The sequence below is a fragment of the Streptomyces sp. NRRL S-378 genome, from assembly GCF_000720645.1.
Lineage (GTDB): Bacteria > Actinomycetota > Actinomycetes > Streptomycetales > Streptomycetaceae > Streptomyces.
Map to the genome: position 1 here is coordinate 1 of NZ_JOBX01000046.1, position 15,691 is coordinate 15,691.

At 73.3% G+C, this 15,691-nt stretch carries 13 protein-coding genes; 5 read left to right on the top strand and 8 right to left on the bottom strand.

The window, feature by feature from the left end:
• Together IH80_RS42695 and IH80_RS41030 are read right to left on the bottom strand one after the other, a co-directional pair.
• Positions 1–257, bottom strand: a 257-nt coding sequence (locus tag IH80_RS42695) for a helix-turn-helix domain-containing protein (protein ID WP_158943631.1), incomplete at its 3' end; no start/stop codon positions are given.
• A gap of 25 nt (positions 258–282) precedes the next feature.
• Positions 283–693: a hypothetical protein gene (locus tag IH80_RS41030; RefSeq protein WP_051809986.1), complete on the bottom strand. Its 411-nt coding sequence runs from the start codon at positions 691–693 to the stop codon at positions 283–285.
• A 246-nt stretch (positions 694–939) separates the two neighbouring features.
• Here IH80_RS41030 and IH80_RS39745 point away from each other — a divergent pair, with 246 nt between their 5' ends.
• Both IH80_RS39745 and IH80_RS41035 read left to right on the top strand, forming a co-directional pair.
• Complete coding sequence (locus tag IH80_RS39745) at positions 940–2,592, top strand: hypothetical protein (RefSeq protein WP_037881238.1); 1,653 nt, start codon at positions 940–942, stop codon at positions 2,590–2,592.
• Between the two features lie 442 nt (positions 2,593–3,034).
• Positions 3,035–4,657, top strand: coding sequence for a sigma-70 family RNA polymerase sigma factor (locus tag IH80_RS41035; protein ID WP_158943633.1), 1,623 nt, complete (start codon positions 3,035–3,037; stop codon positions 4,655–4,657).
• A 113-nt stretch (positions 4,658–4,770) separates the two neighbouring features.
• On the opposite strand, the gene IH80_RS0127195 is transcribed toward IH80_RS41035, so the two are convergent.
• The 4 genes from IH80_RS0127195 to IH80_RS0127210 all read right to left on the bottom strand — a co-directional run bounded on the left by IH80_RS0127195 (position 4,771) and on the right by IH80_RS0127210 (position 9,523).
• A complete protein-coding gene (locus IH80_RS0127195; protein WP_030963998.1) occupies positions 4,771–5,667 on the bottom strand; it encodes a hypothetical protein in 897 nt (298 codons plus the stop codon).
• Entirely contained in the window at positions 5,664–6,677 is a 1,014-nt protein-coding gene (locus IH80_RS0127200; protein WP_030963999.1) for an SPFH domain-containing protein, read from the bottom strand. Before IH80_RS0127200 ends, IH80_RS0127195 begins: the two co-directional genes overlap by 4 nt.
• Positions 6,678–6,929: 252 nt before the next feature.
• Positions 6,930–8,570 (bottom strand): vWA domain-containing protein, encoded by a 1,641-nt coding sequence (locus IH80_RS0127205; RefSeq protein WP_078906766.1) that lies wholly within the window; start codon positions 8,568–8,570, stop codon positions 6,930–6,932.
• Between the two features lie 293 nt (positions 8,571–8,863).
• Positions 8,864–9,523, bottom strand: coding sequence for a maleylpyruvate isomerase N-terminal domain-containing protein (locus IH80_RS0127210; RefSeq protein WP_030964002.1), 660 nt, complete (start codon positions 9,521–9,523; stop codon positions 8,864–8,866).
• A 563-nt stretch (positions 9,524–10,086) separates the two neighbouring features.
• Between IH80_RS0127210 and IH80_RS42705 the strand changes: the two genes are divergently transcribed.
• On the top strand, positions 10,087–11,424 hold the full coding sequence (locus tag IH80_RS42705) for a fibronectin type III domain-containing protein (RefSeq protein ID WP_158943635.1): 1,338 nt from the start codon (positions 10,087–10,089) through the stop codon (positions 11,422–11,424).
• 102 nt (positions 11,425–11,526) lie between these two features.
• Positions 11,527–12,273: a lytic polysaccharide monooxygenase auxiliary activity family 9 protein gene (locus tag IH80_RS0127220; protein ID WP_051809992.1), complete on the top strand. Its 747-nt coding sequence runs from the start codon at positions 11,527–11,529 to the stop codon at positions 12,271–12,273.
• A gap of 113 nt (positions 12,274–12,386) precedes the next feature.
• Here IH80_RS0127220 and ligA read toward each other — a convergent pair whose 3' ends face one another.
• On the bottom strand, positions 12,387–14,459 hold the full coding sequence (ligA, locus tag IH80_RS0127225; protein WP_051810018.1) for an NAD-dependent DNA ligase LigA: 2,073 nt from the start codon (positions 14,457–14,459) through the stop codon (positions 12,387–12,389).
• A 192-nt stretch (positions 14,460–14,651) separates the two neighbouring features.
• Here ligA and IH80_RS0127230 point away from each other — a divergent pair, with 192 nt between their 5' ends.
• Entirely contained in the window at positions 14,652–14,993 is a 342-nt protein-coding gene (locus IH80_RS0127230) for a HopJ type III effector protein (RefSeq protein WP_030964007.1), read from the top strand.
• Positions 14,994–15,161: 168 nt separating this feature from the next.
• Here IH80_RS0127230 and IH80_RS0127235 read toward each other — a convergent pair whose 3' ends face one another.
• The gene (locus IH80_RS0127235; protein ID WP_030964009.1) at positions 15,162–15,683 is read right to left on the bottom strand and encodes a DUF4396 domain-containing protein; all 522 of its coding nucleotides are present in this window, start codon (positions 15,681–15,683) and stop codon (positions 15,162–15,164) included.
• Positions 15,684–15,691 lie beyond the last annotated feature (8 nt).

A 15,691-nucleotide genomic window follows, 5' to 3' on the forward strand; every position in this document is an offset into this window, starting at 1 on the left:
GGGTAGCGGTGGGCCAGGCCCTCGAGGAGGCGGCGGTAGGCCTGGAGGCGTTCGGGTTTCGGCTCGGCGCGTCCTTCTTCCCAGGCCTGGATGCTGGGGATGCGTACGCCGAGGGCCTGGGCAACGGCGGCCTGGGTCAGGCCGGCCGCTTCCCGCAGACGGACGCGTTCCGCAGGGGCGGGGAGGAGGTGTCCGGCCTCGACGGCGGCGAGAAGGGCGTCGACCGCGGCGAGGGGGTCTGAGGGCTGGCTGCTCATGGGAAGGGGGGTCTCCTGCCTGGTCTTACCGGATGCCCTGGCGGATCTCTTCGAGGCGGGTCACCAGGCGCTGGTAGCGCTGGGAAGCGGCCTGGGACGATTTCATCCCCTGATGGCCGGCGATCTCCCGCCAGTCCATCCCGCGGCGCCGGGCCTCGATGACGACCTGCGCCTCCAGCCGGTCGAGTGCCGTCCGCATGCCCTCGAACAGGCCCAGAGCCGCAGCGACGCCTTCGTCGGTGTCGCGGTGTTGTGCTGTTCCGTCAGGTCCGGCCGCGCCGGCCAACAGCCCGTCCAGGAAGGCGATGTCCTGCTGCAGCCCCGCCGCGAGAGCACCGCCGGGCGGGGTACGGGATGCAGGGGCGTCGTCGGCCGGGGAGCGGCCCGCGGGGGCGGCGGGTCCGCGGCGGGCTGTGGTCTGGGGGTCGTCCGGCATGGCACCACCCTAGCCCACCGTGCAAGGAAACAACGTTCTGTTGTTTCCTTGCACGGTGGGGCAGGTCGGCCCGGTGGCGGCGGGGTGGCGCAAACGGTCCTTCCCCGCGGTCGTGCCGCCGCGAAAACCCGGGAGGGCGGGGCGGCACGGCTCTGTAGGGTGAGCGACCATTCGAGATCAACTCGAACGTTCGACCAATACTTTGGGGGGCCGGTGCGTAGTCGCCGACTTGTTGTTTCCGCTGCCGTGATCGCGGCAGGCGTCGGGTTCGTGCCGGGTGGCGCGGCCCAGGCCGCGGGGCCGTCCGCCGACGGGGCCCATGGCGTCACCTCGTCCAAGGACGTGCTCAAGAGCGCCGCGAACGCGTTCACCTTCAGCAGCCCCGCCGGCCGGTCGGTGCAGAAGAACCCGTCCGCGGCAGGGAGCGGGACCGCGGCCGCTCCGCAGGCCTCCACGGCGGGCGCCGGCCTCACGGTCGGCCTCAGTGGCACGGCCGGCAGCGCCCGGACGATCGCCCTGAAGTCCGAGATCACCAGCGACCTGGGCACGCCCCTCTCGGTCGTGATCGACTGGGGCGACGGCACATACGGCGGCGACGTCGCCGGCAGCAGCGGCAACGTGACCATGACCTCCCACCACACGTACGCCGAGGTGGGCAGCTACACGGTCAAGGTCACCGTCTACGGCCCCGACGGGGCGAACGGCCCCTCGGCGACCAACGAGATGCCGTTCATCACCCCGGGCTCCGAGTTCACCCCGCACAGCCCCACCCGCCTGCTCGACACCCGGGACGGCACCGGCGCCGCGCAGGCCGCCCAGGTACCGGCGTGGGGCGAGGCCCGCGTGAAGGTCGCCGGGAACCACGGCATCCCGGCCGACGTCGCCGCCGTGGTCCTCAACGTCACGGCCACCAACACCAAGGCCGCCGGTCACGTCCGCGCCTACGCCGACGGCACCGAGCGTCCGACCACGTCGAACGTGAACTACGCGGCCGGCGACTCGGTACCGAACCTGGTGATCGTGCCGGTCGGCAAGAACGGCTACGTGAACCTGTACAACAGCGGCGAGCAGGGCGTCGACCTGATCGCCGACGTGACCGGCTACTTCACCCGGACGCCGGCCAACGGCTACACCCCGACGGACCCCACGCGTTTCGTCGACACCCGCGAGGGCCTCGGCACCTCCAGGGGCATGGTGCCCGGACAGAGCCAGTTCGGCGTCCAGATCGCCGGCACCCGCGGCATCCCGGCCGGCGCCAGGGCCGTGGCGCTCAACGTGACCGTCACCAACCCGCGGGCGGCCGGTCACCTGACCGTCTTCCCCGGCGGCCAGGCCGCGCCGAACACGTCCAACGTGAACTTCAGCGGCGGCCAGACCATCGCCAACGCGGTCATCGTCCCGGTCGGTGCGGACGGCAGGATCGTCGTCCGCAACGGCGGCTGGGACCCGGCCGACGTCATCGTCGACGTCGTCGGCTACTACAGCCCGGACAGCGTGAGCGCCTACATCCCGGTCCGCCCCGTCCGTGACCTCGACACCCGGAACGCCTCGCAGTGGCCCTCCGGGCCGCTGAAGGCGGGCCGCTACATCTACTCGACGTTCGGGGAGGAGAACACCACCGCCACCGCCATGGTGCTGAACACCACGGTCACCAACACCGGCGGCGCCGGACACCTCACGGTCTCCCCCGACCCCAACGCCCTGTGGCAGTACGAGAACAAGACGCACACCCCGCCGGTCCCGCCGAACTCCTCGACCCTGAACTGGACGGCGGGCAAGACCGTGCCGAACCTGGTCCAGGCGAGCCTCGGCGTCAACGGCATCGTCGACTTCTTCAACCGCAGCGGCAACAGCATCGACCTCGTCATCGACGTCTTCGGCGTCTACGACAGGAACTGAGCGGCCTCCGACGGCCCTACCGCCACCCCTGAGGTCCCGGGGGTGGCGGGATGCCGCGGTGCGGCGATGGCCGGCGCGGTGCGGAGGGCGTGGGCACGGGCGCGGGTGTGAAGGTGAGCGCGGGTGTCCAGCAGGGCCTCGGAGCGGGGGTGTTCACGGCTCCGTGCGGGCACCCGGGCGGTTCGTCGGCGTGAGCGCGCGGGGGCTCCCGGCGCCTGTGCCGCAGCCCGTGGTGGGCGGATCTTAGCCGCCCTGACCAGGGATTGTCGTCACGTTAGCGGATCCGGAGCGACGGGCTCAACTTTCCTTCCTGCTGTTTGCCTGCGGCCCTGCGAGCGTGCACACTTGCGCGAATTCCGGTCGGGCGCAGCGTCGCACCCTCCATGACGGATGTCCCCGGGACCGACGCCCGGGTCGTCAGCAACCCACACAGGAGCACGTGTTGAGTAGACCTGGTACCGCCCGTCAGCAGGATCTCCGAGCGCTCAGCGACGGCGAGCTGTGTGCCCTGCTGCGCGGGCGCACCTCGGACTCCGACACGGCGGTCAGGGAGGTGATGGACGAGGTGTTCGCCCGTCACCATCCGTCGGTGCTCGCGTACGCCCGTACGTGCTGCCGGGACCTCTCCACTGCTCAGGATCTCGCCGCCGAGGCTTTCGCCCGTACCTACCGGGCCATCGCCTGGGGTGCCGGCCCCGAGTACGCCTGGCGGCCGTACCTGCTGACCTGTGTACGCCGTCTGGCGGCCGCCTGGGCGCGGGAGGCCTCCCGTACGCGGCTGTCGGACGATTTCGAGGAATGGGTCGACCAGCTCTCGGACGGTGCGGACGCCGAGGAAGCCGTCTTCTCGGCGGAGGAGGGATCGCTGGTCCTGCACGCCTACCGGTCGCTGCCGGAGCGCTGGCAGGCCGTGTTGTGGCACTCCGTCGTCGAGCACGAGCCGGCGGCCGAGACCGCGGCGCGCCTGGGGATATCGGCGGGAGGTGTCGGTTCCCTGGCCGCGCGGGCACGGGAGGGCCTGCGGGAGGCGTACCTGCGCGCTCACCTGGACCGGAGTGCGAGCGATGAGTGCAAGTACTACGGGGGGCAGATCGCCGCCAGGCTGCGCCGGCCGGGCACGCGCCTCACCCGGGACCTCGGCCGCCACCTCCAGGGGTGCGCCGCCTGTGCGCGGGCCGAGCGGGACCTGCGCGATGTCAACAGCCGTCTGGGTGTGCTGCTGCTGGGCGGCATCCTGCTGTGGAACCCCGCCTCGTTCCTGTCGGCCCTGGGCGGGGGCGGGACGCAGCTCGCCGCGTCGGGCGTACTGAGCGGGACGCAGCTCGCCGGGGCCAAGGCCGGTGCGGTGAAGTGGGCCGCTGCGGCCGCCGTGGCGGGGACGGCTGCCGCCGTGGTGGTCCTGCTGCCGTCCGACTCCGAGGGCAAGGGGTCCGGGCAGGTCGCGGCGCCCGTCAGCACGTTCGCGGTGCCGCGCGGCCCGCTTCCGGAGGCCACACCGATCGCGGCCATCGGATCGGCGGCGTTCGCCACCGCTCCTGCCGCGCCGCTCCCTTCGCCTTCGGCTTCCGTCACCGCTTCCGCCTCCGCCGTGCCGCCTTCCCCGTCGCCCTCGACGGAGCGCACCGGTGCCGGCGCCTCCCTGGTCAATGTGGCCTCGGGGCTGTGCGTCGGCGTGGGCGGCGGTCCGGTGCAGCTCGAGCCGTGCACCGGGAAGGCGGAGCAGAGGTGGGAGCGGCTGCCCGCCCATCAGAACGCCTACCAGCTCCGCAACGCGGGAACCGGTACCTGCCTCGACGGGACCGGCGGCGGGAACGTCGTCGGGGTCACCCTGCGTGCCTGCCGGACCGGCGGGAACCGTGCGACCCAGCTCTGGCGGTTCGAGCGGGACGGGTACCCCGGCGCGTACCGCGTCTGGTTCGTGCCGAAGGTCGCCGACAGCGACTACGCCGACCATCTGCTGGGCCCGCGGAACTGGCCGAAGGCCGACCCGCCGCGTCCGGGGTCGGAGATCGTGCACCTGCCCAACTACTACAACTCGGCCAACCTGCTCTTCGCCCTGAAGTGAGCTCCCGGTCTGCGCGCCGTGCGTCCGGTCTGCGCGCGGGCGTCCGGTACGCGCGCCGTGCCTCGGGGGTGGGGACGTGCGGTCGGGGTGGGGGCGTGCGGTCTGCCAGCGGGTCAGGTCACCAGGTGCAGGGACGTGTCCGCGATGCCCAGCCGGACGCTCTGGCCCCAGGTCAGTTCCAGGGCGTCGGACTCCATTCCGTCGCCGAAGACCACGATCCGGTCCGATTCCACGGTCAGCCGCAGTCCTTGTCCGCGCCCGAGCTCGCCGGTGACCCGCGTCGTGCCGGTCGCGGGTGAGGGCCAGGCTTCGCGGACGAACCACAGGAGCCGTTCCTCGCAGGGTGCGGGCAGTGCCGCGGTGCTGCCGCGCTCCAGCCAGAGGGAGCGCAGCCAGCCGGTGGCGCCCGTGCCGGTGCCCACCAGGACCCCGGAGGATGCCTGGGCCTCGCCCTGGCCCCTCTCACCGTCGGGGCCCAGGCGGTAGCGGGCCGTCTGGTGGCCGGGCGGGCCCAGGTAGATCTCGTTCAGGGCGAGGAGGCGCTGGGCGTCGTCGGCGACGGCCTCGACCATGGTGAGGGCGTCCGTCCGGCCGCCGGCGGTGGCGGCGCGCAGCAGGGCGGCCGCGTCGGTGCAGCGGTGGCGGACCAGGACCCCGGGGTTGCGTCCCGGGTCGGTGTCGATGCCCACCACCGGCTGTCCGTGGAGGTATTTCGCGGTGTTGGCGACCAGGCCGTCCTGGCCGACCACGACGACCACGTCCTCCGGGGCGAAGAGGAAGCGGTCGAGGTCGGCGCGTTCCACCCGGGAGTTGCGCCAGGTCAGCGGCACCGCGGCCGCCACGTCGCGCAGTGCCTGGCGCGTGCGGTCGTGGCGGCGGACCACCTCGTCGATCGAGCGGCCGCGGCTGGAGAGGAAGAAGGCGGCCTGCCCGTGCGTTCCGTGCCGGGCGAGGAGTTCCTCGTACTCGGTCCTGCGGTGCACGATCACCGCGCGCGGGGCCAGGCTCACGCGCCCGCTCCGCCGTCCGGGCGGCCGAGCCGGGTGAGGAGGGAGGTGAGGACGTCGGGGGAAAGGGTGATGCTCTCGATCCGCGGCAGGTTCTCCGCCAGCCGGGTCGCGGCCAGGGCGTGCAGGGTGTCCGGGTGGGTTTCGCCGTGCACGCGCAGCCAGGCGGCCTGGGCCTCGGCGCGTGCCGCGCCGGTCTCGCGTGCCGCTTCGGCGTCCGCGCGGGCGAGGCGGACCTTGCGGGCCGCTTCGGCCTCGGTCCGCACGCTGTCCGCGGCCGCCTGCTCCTCGGCTTCGCGGCGGGTGTTGATGCCGCGCTGGTTGACCAGTTGTTCCTCGCGCCGGGCCAGTTCGATCTGGCTGGCCAGCTCGTTCTCGGCGATCGCGCGTTCACGCTCGACGGCGACGGCCCTGCGTTCGTAGGTGGCCCGGTCCGCTTCCTGCTGGATCTGCTCGCGGGCGGGGGTGCGCAGGGCGCGTTCCACCTCGGCCTCGGGGCGGATCGCGACGACGCGTACGGCCACCACCTCGATGCCGGTGTCCGGGAGTCTGGGTTCGGCGGTGAGGCCGTCGGCGACCCGCTGCCGTACGGAGGCGACGCCGTCGACCAGGGCGTCGGCCAGCGGGATGCGGGCCAGTACGTCCAGGGTGTGCTGCTGCGCGGTCTCGGTGAGGAGGGTGGCGATCTGCTCCAGGGGGGCTCCGCGCCAGCTTCCGGTGTCCGGGTCCACGGAGAAGTCGAGCCGCTCGGCGGCCTGGGCGGGGTCGCTGATCCGGTAGGTGACGGTGGCCTGCACGGTGACGTCCTGGAAGTCGGCCGTGCGGGCGTGGAACGCCATGGCCAGTTCCCGGTCGTCGACGGGCACTTCGGACAGTGCCGCCGACAGGGACCGGTACCAGAAGCTGAGGCCCCGGCCGTCGTGGACGAGCCGGCCGCGCTTGTGGTGGCGGATGTGGGCGGTGGGCGCGGAGCGCAGATGGCGCCAGCCCAGGCGCCGGGTGATGTCGGCCATGGCGAACCCCCTTCATTTCGTCAAGGCGACGATAACGGGAGCTCTTCATATCGTCAAGGTGACGAAAAAATCCGCCGGGGCCGACCGGCCGACCGCACCCCCGGCACCAACACCCGGCGTGCGCAAGCCGGTTCACGGACCGGGGGGACGAGCCGGGGGACGGGCCGGGAAGCGACGGGCCGGGGGCGCACCCGCATCCCCCGCGCTTCCCGTCCTTCCCGTCCATCCCGTCCTTCCCGTCCTTCCCGTACGTCAGCCCAGCAGGCGGCGGGCCTGCCATACCGCCTCGGACAGCTGCCGGACCTCGGGGTCCTCGGTCCGCTCGGCCAGCCGGCCGGTGATCTCCGACAGCCGGCCCAGACCGACCGCGCCCGGCACCGGCTCCCAGCCGCCGCCCCGCTCGCGCAGCGACGAGGCCAGGTACGCCGCCGCGGCCGTGACCTGGAAGCGGGGTGCGGCCTGCTCCCAGCCGCCGCCGGTCAGCGCGGAGGCCTCCACCCGGCCGGACTCCTCGTGCGGGGCGCGGCCGTCGGGGTCGAGCCACCGGACGGTGGCGGTGGCCACGTGTCCGGACGCGCCCGGCCTCAGCCGCACCGCGTACAGCGCGGTGACCGTGTGGCCCGGGCCGACCTCGCCGCCGTCGACGGAGTCGTCGCGGAAGGAGCCGTCGGCCACGCGCCGGTTGTCGTAGCCGATGAGCCGGAACCGTTCGACGTTGCGCGGGTCGAAGGAGACCTGGGCCTTGGCGTCGCGGGCGCGCAGTTCGACCTGTGCGGGCAGTTCGTCGCAGAAGACCCTGCGGGCCTCCTCCGCGTCGGAGACGTAGACGGTGTGGCCGTCGCCCTTGTCGACCAGCCGTTCCATGAAGGAGTCGTTGTAGTCGCTGCCCACGCCGACCCCGAAGAGGGTGATGCCGTGGTCGCGGCGGGCTCCGTCGATCCGCTGCAGCAGGGCGTCGGCGGAGGTGGTGCCGGTGTTGGCGAGGGCGTCGGACAGCAGGACGACGCGGTTGGTGGCGCCGGCCCGGCGGCCCTCGACGGCGGTGTCGTAGCCGCGGGTGATGCCGGCCTCCACGTTGGTGGAGTCGGTGGGGCGCAGTCGGTCGACGGCCTGGTGCACCCGCTGCCGGTTGCCGTCCAGGCGGGTCATCGGGAGCCGGGTCTCGGCCTTGTCGCTGAAGGCGACGAGGGCGACGGAGTCGTCGTCGCGGAGCCGGTCGGTCATCAGGTCCAGGGAGGTGCGGACGAGGTCGAGGCGTCCGGGCTCGGCCATCGAGCCGGAGATGTCGACGACGAAGGTGAGGGCGGCGGGCGGGCGGCGGTCGTGGCCGGAGCCGGCCCGGGTGGCGAGTCCGACGCGCATGAGGGACCAGCCGGCGGCGTCGGTGCGGGCGCCGTCGACGGTCACGGAGAAGCCGTTGCCGTCCGGCCGGCGGTAGTCCTGGCGGAAGCTGTTGACGAATTCCTCCGGGCGGACGGCCCCGGGGTCGGGGAGTTTGCCGTCGGCGAGGGTGCGGCGGGCGTAGCCCCAGCTCGCGGTGTCCACGTCGAGGGCGAAGGTGGAGAGGTAGTCCGGGGGAGGTGCCGGGGTGCGGCGGCCGTCGTCCTCGCCCTCCGTCGTGCCGCCGGCCCGGTCGGCGGTGCCGGGGGTGCCCTGGGCGGTGCCGCCGGGTGCGGGGGCGGGGTTGCTGCCGCGGGTGCGCCGGCTGTCTTCCTGGGCGGTGCCGCTGCTGCGGTCGTGGCCGCTGCCGGAGGCGCTGCACCCGGAGAGCAGTACCGCCCCGGCGGCGAGGACGGCGAGCAGGGCCGGTCCCGCCGGGCGGCGGTTGCGGCCACGGCCTCGAGCGCGGCCGTGGCCGCCGTCGCCCTCGTGGCTGGGCGTGCACAACGTCATGGTGTCCCCCTTCGGACGGTGGGTCTCTGCGAATGTGACGTCCGGGGCGGGGAGTTGGAGCCGACAGGGGTGTTGCGAACGCGTCTCGAAAGGACAACGGCAGGCGGAACGTCAAGCTCTGGCGGAGATCAGGACACGATGGTGTCGCGGAGGGCAACCCCGGCGAGCGCCGAGCGGTCCCGGGGAGGCGGCGCACGACCCCGCGCCGCCCCCCGCCTGTCCCCGCTCGGCGGCGTCGGTGGCCGGCAGCGGTGATCCGGGAACGTGCGGACGTGCCGGTCCCCCGGGCCCGGTCAGCCGAGGGTGAGGGGGAACTTCACCGCCGTGTCGTGCAGTTCGGCCCGCTGCGCGTCGGTGGGCGTGCTGCGGCCGGTGCCGACCAGGAGCGCGTCGCTGTCGGTGAACGACGCGGGGAACGCCGTCCCGGCGATCCGCTCCAGCAGGGCGCGGGAGCGGGCCAGGCCCTCCCGGGGCGGCCGGGTCGCCGCGTGCGGGAGGTGGGCGATCAGGTCGAGGTGGTGCAGCGTCCACTCCAGGACGTACGCGCCGAGGTAGTCGGCCACGGTGAGGACCTCGCCGCGGGTGCTCACGCGGGCCCGTGGGTCGGCGAGTCCGGCGGCGCGGCCGGCGGCGGATCCGACGTCGTCGAGGTGGAACCGGAGCAGGTGCGGGTCCCCGTACGCGGCGGCCAGCCGGACGGTGAGGGCGTCGAGCGGGTCCTCGCCGGACGGGGGCCGGTCCTGGACGCGCCAGTAGGTCACCGCGTCGACGGTCGGCTCCGCCGCGGCGGGGGTCGCGAGGGTGATCAGGACGTCCTGGGCGTCGATGACCAGGTGGCAGACGAGGTCGCGTACGAGCCAGCCGGCGCAGCCCGACGGCCGCGCGAAGTCCGGGTCCGGGATCTCGGCGACGGCCGTGCGCAACGCCGCCCAGGAACGGGTGAAGAGGTCCACACCGGCACCGTAGTGCGGTGCCGCCCCGGCGGACGGACGCGGAACCCTTCGACAGGCGCCGGCTGCAGCCGGACGCGATCACCAGGCCCGTCACCGCGGAGGAGGCCCACGCACCGGCTTCCTGCTTCGGACCGGACGACTGCTACGGCGTCGGCCGGACACCGGTCCGCCTCGTCGAAACAGCGCCCGGGCCGCTGCCCGTCCTCCCCCGCCCCGGTGCCGGGGGCCCGTTTTCTGGGACGTCCCCCGGGGGCGGTGGCACTGCCACTACGGCGCAGAGCGCGGCGGCGAGGCCTCCGGCTGACGTTTGCGAACCGGACCGGACCCCCTGCGCACGGCTCGGGGCGGGAACGGAGCGTGATCTTCGGTTTCCGCAGGGTCGAAGGGTGCGGGCGGGGGATCAAGGGCGCCCTATCCGGACCTTAAGGGACGGATAACAGCGGGCACGGCGGCCCTCGGAGGGCCGTTCGGGCCGTGAACCGCGTTTAGGGTCACGGGTGTTGACCGAGGCACTTTCGATGCCGCCGCTGCACCGGCGGATCGGCTTTACCAAGAGGTTTCTGATGTCCCGAAAGCGAATTGCCCTGGCCTGTGCGGCCGTGGTCGTCGGGGTCGGCTCCGTCGTCATCCCCGTGGCCGCCAATGCGGGAGAGGAGAAGGACGGGCTCGGCGCCGCCTGCCGCGTCGCGGACCAGGCCACCGTGTGGTGGGCGTCCGGCGAGGTCTCCCTGACCAACAAGGGGGACCGGCCCGTACGGGACTGGACCGCCGAGTTCGACGTGTCGCAGGGGCAGGTCACCCTCGACAACCCCTGGGCGTACGAGCTGCGCCAGGACGGCACGCACGTCACCGTCAAGCCGGTCGCCGACCGCGCCGACGTGGCCGCCAAGGGCAACCGGACCGTCAAGGTCGGGATCAATCCCGCCGGCAAGGGCCTGCCCAAGATCACCGGATGCCGTGTGAACGGCGCGTCGGGCAACGGGGGCGACAGCGGCACGAACACGGCCGTGCCCGCCGACAGCGGTTCTTTCGTCAAGGACCACACCGCCGTCCACCTGATGTGGAAGCCGCCCGCGGGCGGGGCCGAGGTCGTGCGCTACGAGGTCTTCCAGGACGGCAAGCAGGTCAAGACCGTCAAGGACACGATGACGGACATCGAGCGGCTGGCCCCTGCCACCCGCTACGCGTTCAAGGTCCGCGCCGTCCGTGCCGACGGCCGTACCACCGGCTTCAGCAAGGACATCGTGCTCACCACGCTCGCGGCGCCCGGACAGGACAAGGCGAAGCCGGTCATCCCCGCGGACCTGGAGGCGACGGCCTCCGGCCCGTACCAGGCGGCGCTGCGCTGGCGTGCGGCGACCGACGACGTCGCGGTCACCGGCTACCGGATCTACCGCAACGGAGTGAAGGTCCAGGACGCGGACGCCAAGGCCACCTCGGCCACCGTCTCCGGCCTGGCCGCGGGCACCGCCTACCGCTTCAAGGTGACCGCCGTCGACGCCTCCGGGAAGGAGTCCGAGCCGACCCGCGAAGCGCAGGTGACGACGGCTGCGGCCCCCGACGGGAACGGGGGCACCGCCGCCCCCGGCGACTTCGCCGCCACCACCGCCACGAAGCAGGACGGCGGTGTCACCCAGCACTACCTGAACCTCACCTGGTCCGTCCCGCAGGGCGTCGGCCAGATCACCACCTACCAGGTCCACCTGAACGGCAAGCCCGCCCAGACCTTCATGTGGGGCACCGGCGACCCCGTCCTGCCGGTGCCGACGACGAAGGGTTCGCGCGAGGTGCTCGTCGGCGCCCACCCCGGCTCGACGTACGCCGTGAAGATCCGGGCGCGGCTCGGCGACGGCACGTGGGGGGCGTTCTCCCGCGAGGTGACCGTGAAGACGGGCGGCTGACCCGGCGGCAGACCGCCTGCCTGCCTGCTTGGCTGCCGCCTGCTTGTCTGCCTGCCTGCCGCCCCGCACATGACCCACCCCATGACCAGGAGCGTCCCCCTCATGAGTACGACCTGTCCCGCCGCCACGGCTTCCCCCGGCGCGGTCCGGCCCCCGGCCCGCCGCGCCGCCCTCCTGCGCCTGACCGCGCTCGTGGCCCTCCCCCTCGCCGTGACCACCCTCGGCTCGGCGCCGGCCTCCGCACACGGCTCCACCGCCGATCCGGTGAGCCGCAGCGTGGCCTGCACCAAGAACCCGAAGGCGAGTGAGGCCTGCCGGCTGGCCCTCGCCCAGAGCCCCGGCATCCCCGGTGACTGGAAGTCGATCGTGCAGGGCCGCGCCATCGACCACAGCACGCCGACCTCCTCCCCGCAGCACCGCGCCCGCATACCCGACGGCAAGCTGTGCAGCGCCGGCAACGCGCAGTTCTCCGGCCTGGACCTGGCGCGGGACGACTTCCCCTCGACGACGCTGCCCGGCGGTGCCGAGTACGACCTGCGCTACGACATCAGCGCGCTGCACAACCCGTACCGCATGGAGATGTACGTCACCAAGGACGGCTACGACCCGAAGAAGCCGCTGAAGTGGTCCGACCTGGAGGACACCCCGTTCCTCAGCGCCGACAACACCGCGGCCACGGCGGCCCCTTCGGGCTTCCTCGGCGCGAAGGCGTTCACCTTCAAGGCGGTGCTCCCCGAGAAGAAGGGCAAGCACCTGATCTACACGATCTGGCACGGGCTGAAGCGGCCCGACGGCTCCTTCCAGAGCGAGGAGGCCTTCTACTCCTGCTCGGACGTCACCTTCAAGTAGGCGGACGGACGCCGGCGGTTCCCCATCCCCCTCCGTCCCGTCCCCTCCCCTCCCCTCCCCTCCCCTCCGCCTCCCCGGGCCGGGCCCCCTTCCCCGGCTCGGGGGCTCACCCCTCAGGGGGTGGGGAGGAGGTCGGCGACGAGGACGGCGAATTCCTCGGGGCCGAGGATACGGATGCCCAGTTCCTCGGCCTTGGTGCGCTTGGAGCCGGCCTTCTCGCCCGCCACCAGCAAGGTGGTGCGCTTGGACACCGACGAGGATGCCTTGCCACCGGCCCGCTCGATCAGCTCGTTCATCTCGTTGCGGGACAGCACGGCGAGGGGGCCGGTCATGGAGCCGGTCACCACGACGGCCTGTCCGGCCAGCGGGCCGGCCGCCGGGTCCGTGCCGTCGCCCCCGTCGCCCCCGTCGGCCGAGCCGGCCGCGGCGGCGGGCTTCTGCGGTGCGGTGACCTGCGTGCCGACCTGCTGGGCCTGCAGCTTGTCGAGGAGCGGGCCGAGTTCGACGAGTTCGGCCGCGATGACGCGGGCCTTCTCGGTGCCGATGCCGTCGACCCCGGCGAGCGTGTCGGCGTCGGCGGCCCGGATCGCGGCCATCGAGCCGAAGTGCGCGGCGATCCGGCGGGACATCGTGCGCCCGGTGCCGCGGACGCCGAGGGCGCAGAACACCCGGCTCAGTGCGGCCCCGCGGGCGGTCTCGATCGCGGCCAGGAGGTTGGCGGCGCTGGTCTCCCCCATCCGCTCCAGGCCGAGGAGCTGCTCGCGGGTCAGCGTGAACAGGTCGGCGACGTCCCTGACCAGACCGGCCTCCACCAGCTGGATCGCGCGCGTGCCGCCGAGGCCTTCGATGTCGAGCTGGTCGCGGCCGGCCGCGTAGATCACCGAGGCCACGGCCTGACAGCTCCGGCCGCGCACGCACCGCCAGCGCTGCTCGGAGGTGTCGATCGCGTCGCCGCAGCGGGGGCAGGCCCCGGGGAAGACGATCGGGCTCTCGGCGCCGGTGCGCTGGTCGGCCAGGGGTGCCTCGACCCGCGGGATGACGTCGCCGGCCCGGTAGACGAACACCTGGTCGCCGATCATGAGCCCGCGGCGGGTGATGTCGGACGGATTGTGCAGCGTGGCGTAGGTGACCGTCACCCCGTCGATGACCACGGGTTCCAGGACGGCGCGCGGGGCGATGATCCCGGTCCGGCCGACGTTCCACTCCACCGCCAGCAGGCGCGTCACCTTGTGTTCGGCCGCCAGTTTCCGGGCGACCGCCCATCTCGGGGCGCGCGAGCCGTTGCCGGCCTGCCGCTGGTCCTCGGCCGTGTCGGCCTTGACGACGACGCCGTCGATCCCGAACGGCAGGTCGGCGCGCAGGCCGGCGATCGTGTCGATGCGTTCCTGCACCTGCTGCACGGTCTCGCATCGCATCGGGGCGGCGGCCGTGCTGGCGGCCGTGTTCGCGCCGAGCGCGGCCAGTTCCTCCAGCAGAGCGGCGTGGCCGAGGTCGTCCAGGCCGATCGCGCCGTAGGCGAAGAAGGTCAGCTCGATGCGGTAGGGGCGGTCCTTGGCCCGCAGGGTGCCGGAGGCTCCGCTGCGCGGGTGCGCGAAGGGCGTGGCCTCGTGGGCGAGCCGGATCCGGTTGGCCTCCTCGAACTGCGCGGTCGTCAGCAGCACCTCGCCGCGCAGCTCGACGTCGATCGGCTCGGTGAGGGCCGGCGGCAGACCGACGACGGCGTCGGCGGCGTGGGTGATGTCCTCGCCGGCCAGGCCGTCGCCGCGGGTGAGGACCTGGACGAGCCGGCCGTCCCGGTAGCGGGCGGCCACCGCGAGGCCGTCGAGCTTCGGCTCCACGCACCATCCGGCCACGGGGTGTCCGAGGCGCCGTTCCAGTCCTGCGGCCCACTCGGCGAGCTCGTCGGCGTCGAAGACGTTGTCGAGGGAGAGCATCGGCACCGAGTGCGGCACGTCGCCCTGCACGGCCCCGCCCGCCACCTTCCCGGTCGGCGACTGGGCGAGCACCTCGTCCGGGTGGGCCTCCTCGTAGGCCGCGATGGCGCGCAGCAGCCCGTCGTACTCGTCGTCGCCGAGCGGGGTGGTCCCGTCGCCGTAGTACGCGGCCGAGGCCGCCACGGCGGTGGTCACGGCCTCCATGTAGGCGGCAGGAGAGAGCAGGGCGGTGTTTTCGGTCATGAAGGTCATCATCGTGTCCCCCACTGACAATGGGCCCCGCCGCCCGGCGGCCGGCGCCGTCGTGCCGCCGTGCGTCGTGGCCTGCGCAGATGGTGCTCGTTCCGGCATGTGGCCGGTTCGTGCCGGGTGGCCTCGTGCGGGGGTATGGTCGCCCGGTCACGGACGGCAACCGGATCGTCTGTCCGACCCGAGGGAACCGACATGACCGATCTGAACGCGCTGCGGGCGAGCCTTGCCTCGGGTGAGCACGAGTTCGCCGACACCCTGGCCTTCATCGCCGCGCACTACGCGTACCAGCCGCAGGCGTTCCGCAACGGGGAGCTGGAGAACGCCGCGGGTGAGAACGAGGGTTCCTGCAAGACGCTGGGGCTGGCCCTGCTGGAGGGGCTGAGCGACCAGGAGGCCCTGCAGGCGTTCGGTGAGCACTACCGCAGCGTGCTGGCGACGCCGGACGGCACCGATCACGCCAACATCCGCAACCTCATGGCCCACGGTCTGGCAGGGGTGAGCTTCGCGGGCCGGCCGCTGTCCCCCACGAGCTGAACCCCGGCGGCAGCGGGGCGGTTCGGTCCTGCGGAGCGCGACCGGGCTCGCGTCAGCCACCGCCCCCGCCCGCGTCAGCCACCGCCCCCGCCGCCGTCCGCGCCGGTGTCCGGCCGCGCCTGAGGGGGCGGGGCCGGACGCGGGACTCCGTACGGGCGGGCGGACGGGTCAGTGGTGGGCGTGGACGACGGCGTGGCCCTGGCCGCGGCCCATCATCCACTTGTTCACCGGCGTCGTGACCAGGAAGGCGACGGCGAAGCCGCCGAGCAGCGCCCCCCAGAACAGTCCGTCCGAGAGGTGGGCGTCCATCGCGCCGGGCGTCAGGGCGATGATGGCGTTGTCGACGAGCTCCATCACCGCGATCGAGACGGTGTCGGCGGCCAGGGCCACCTTGACCGCGCTCTTCCAGTCGAGGCCGGCCCTGCGGACCGCGAAGAGGGTGAAGGAGTAGCCGAAGACGAACGCGAGCGTGATCGCGAGGATCATCGTCGGGACGTTGCCCCACATCAGGGCGGTGCCGATGACCATGCCGAGGATCTCGCCGATGGCGCATCCGGTCAGGCAGTGCAGCGTCGCCTTCGCCGCGGCCCCCCACGTCACGCCGCCCGTCCGGTGCCCTGCGTGACCCGCGTGCGTCTGGTGCGCGGCGTGGTCGTGTGCGGTGGCTGTGTGGTGTGCGCTGTGATCCATGACCGTCA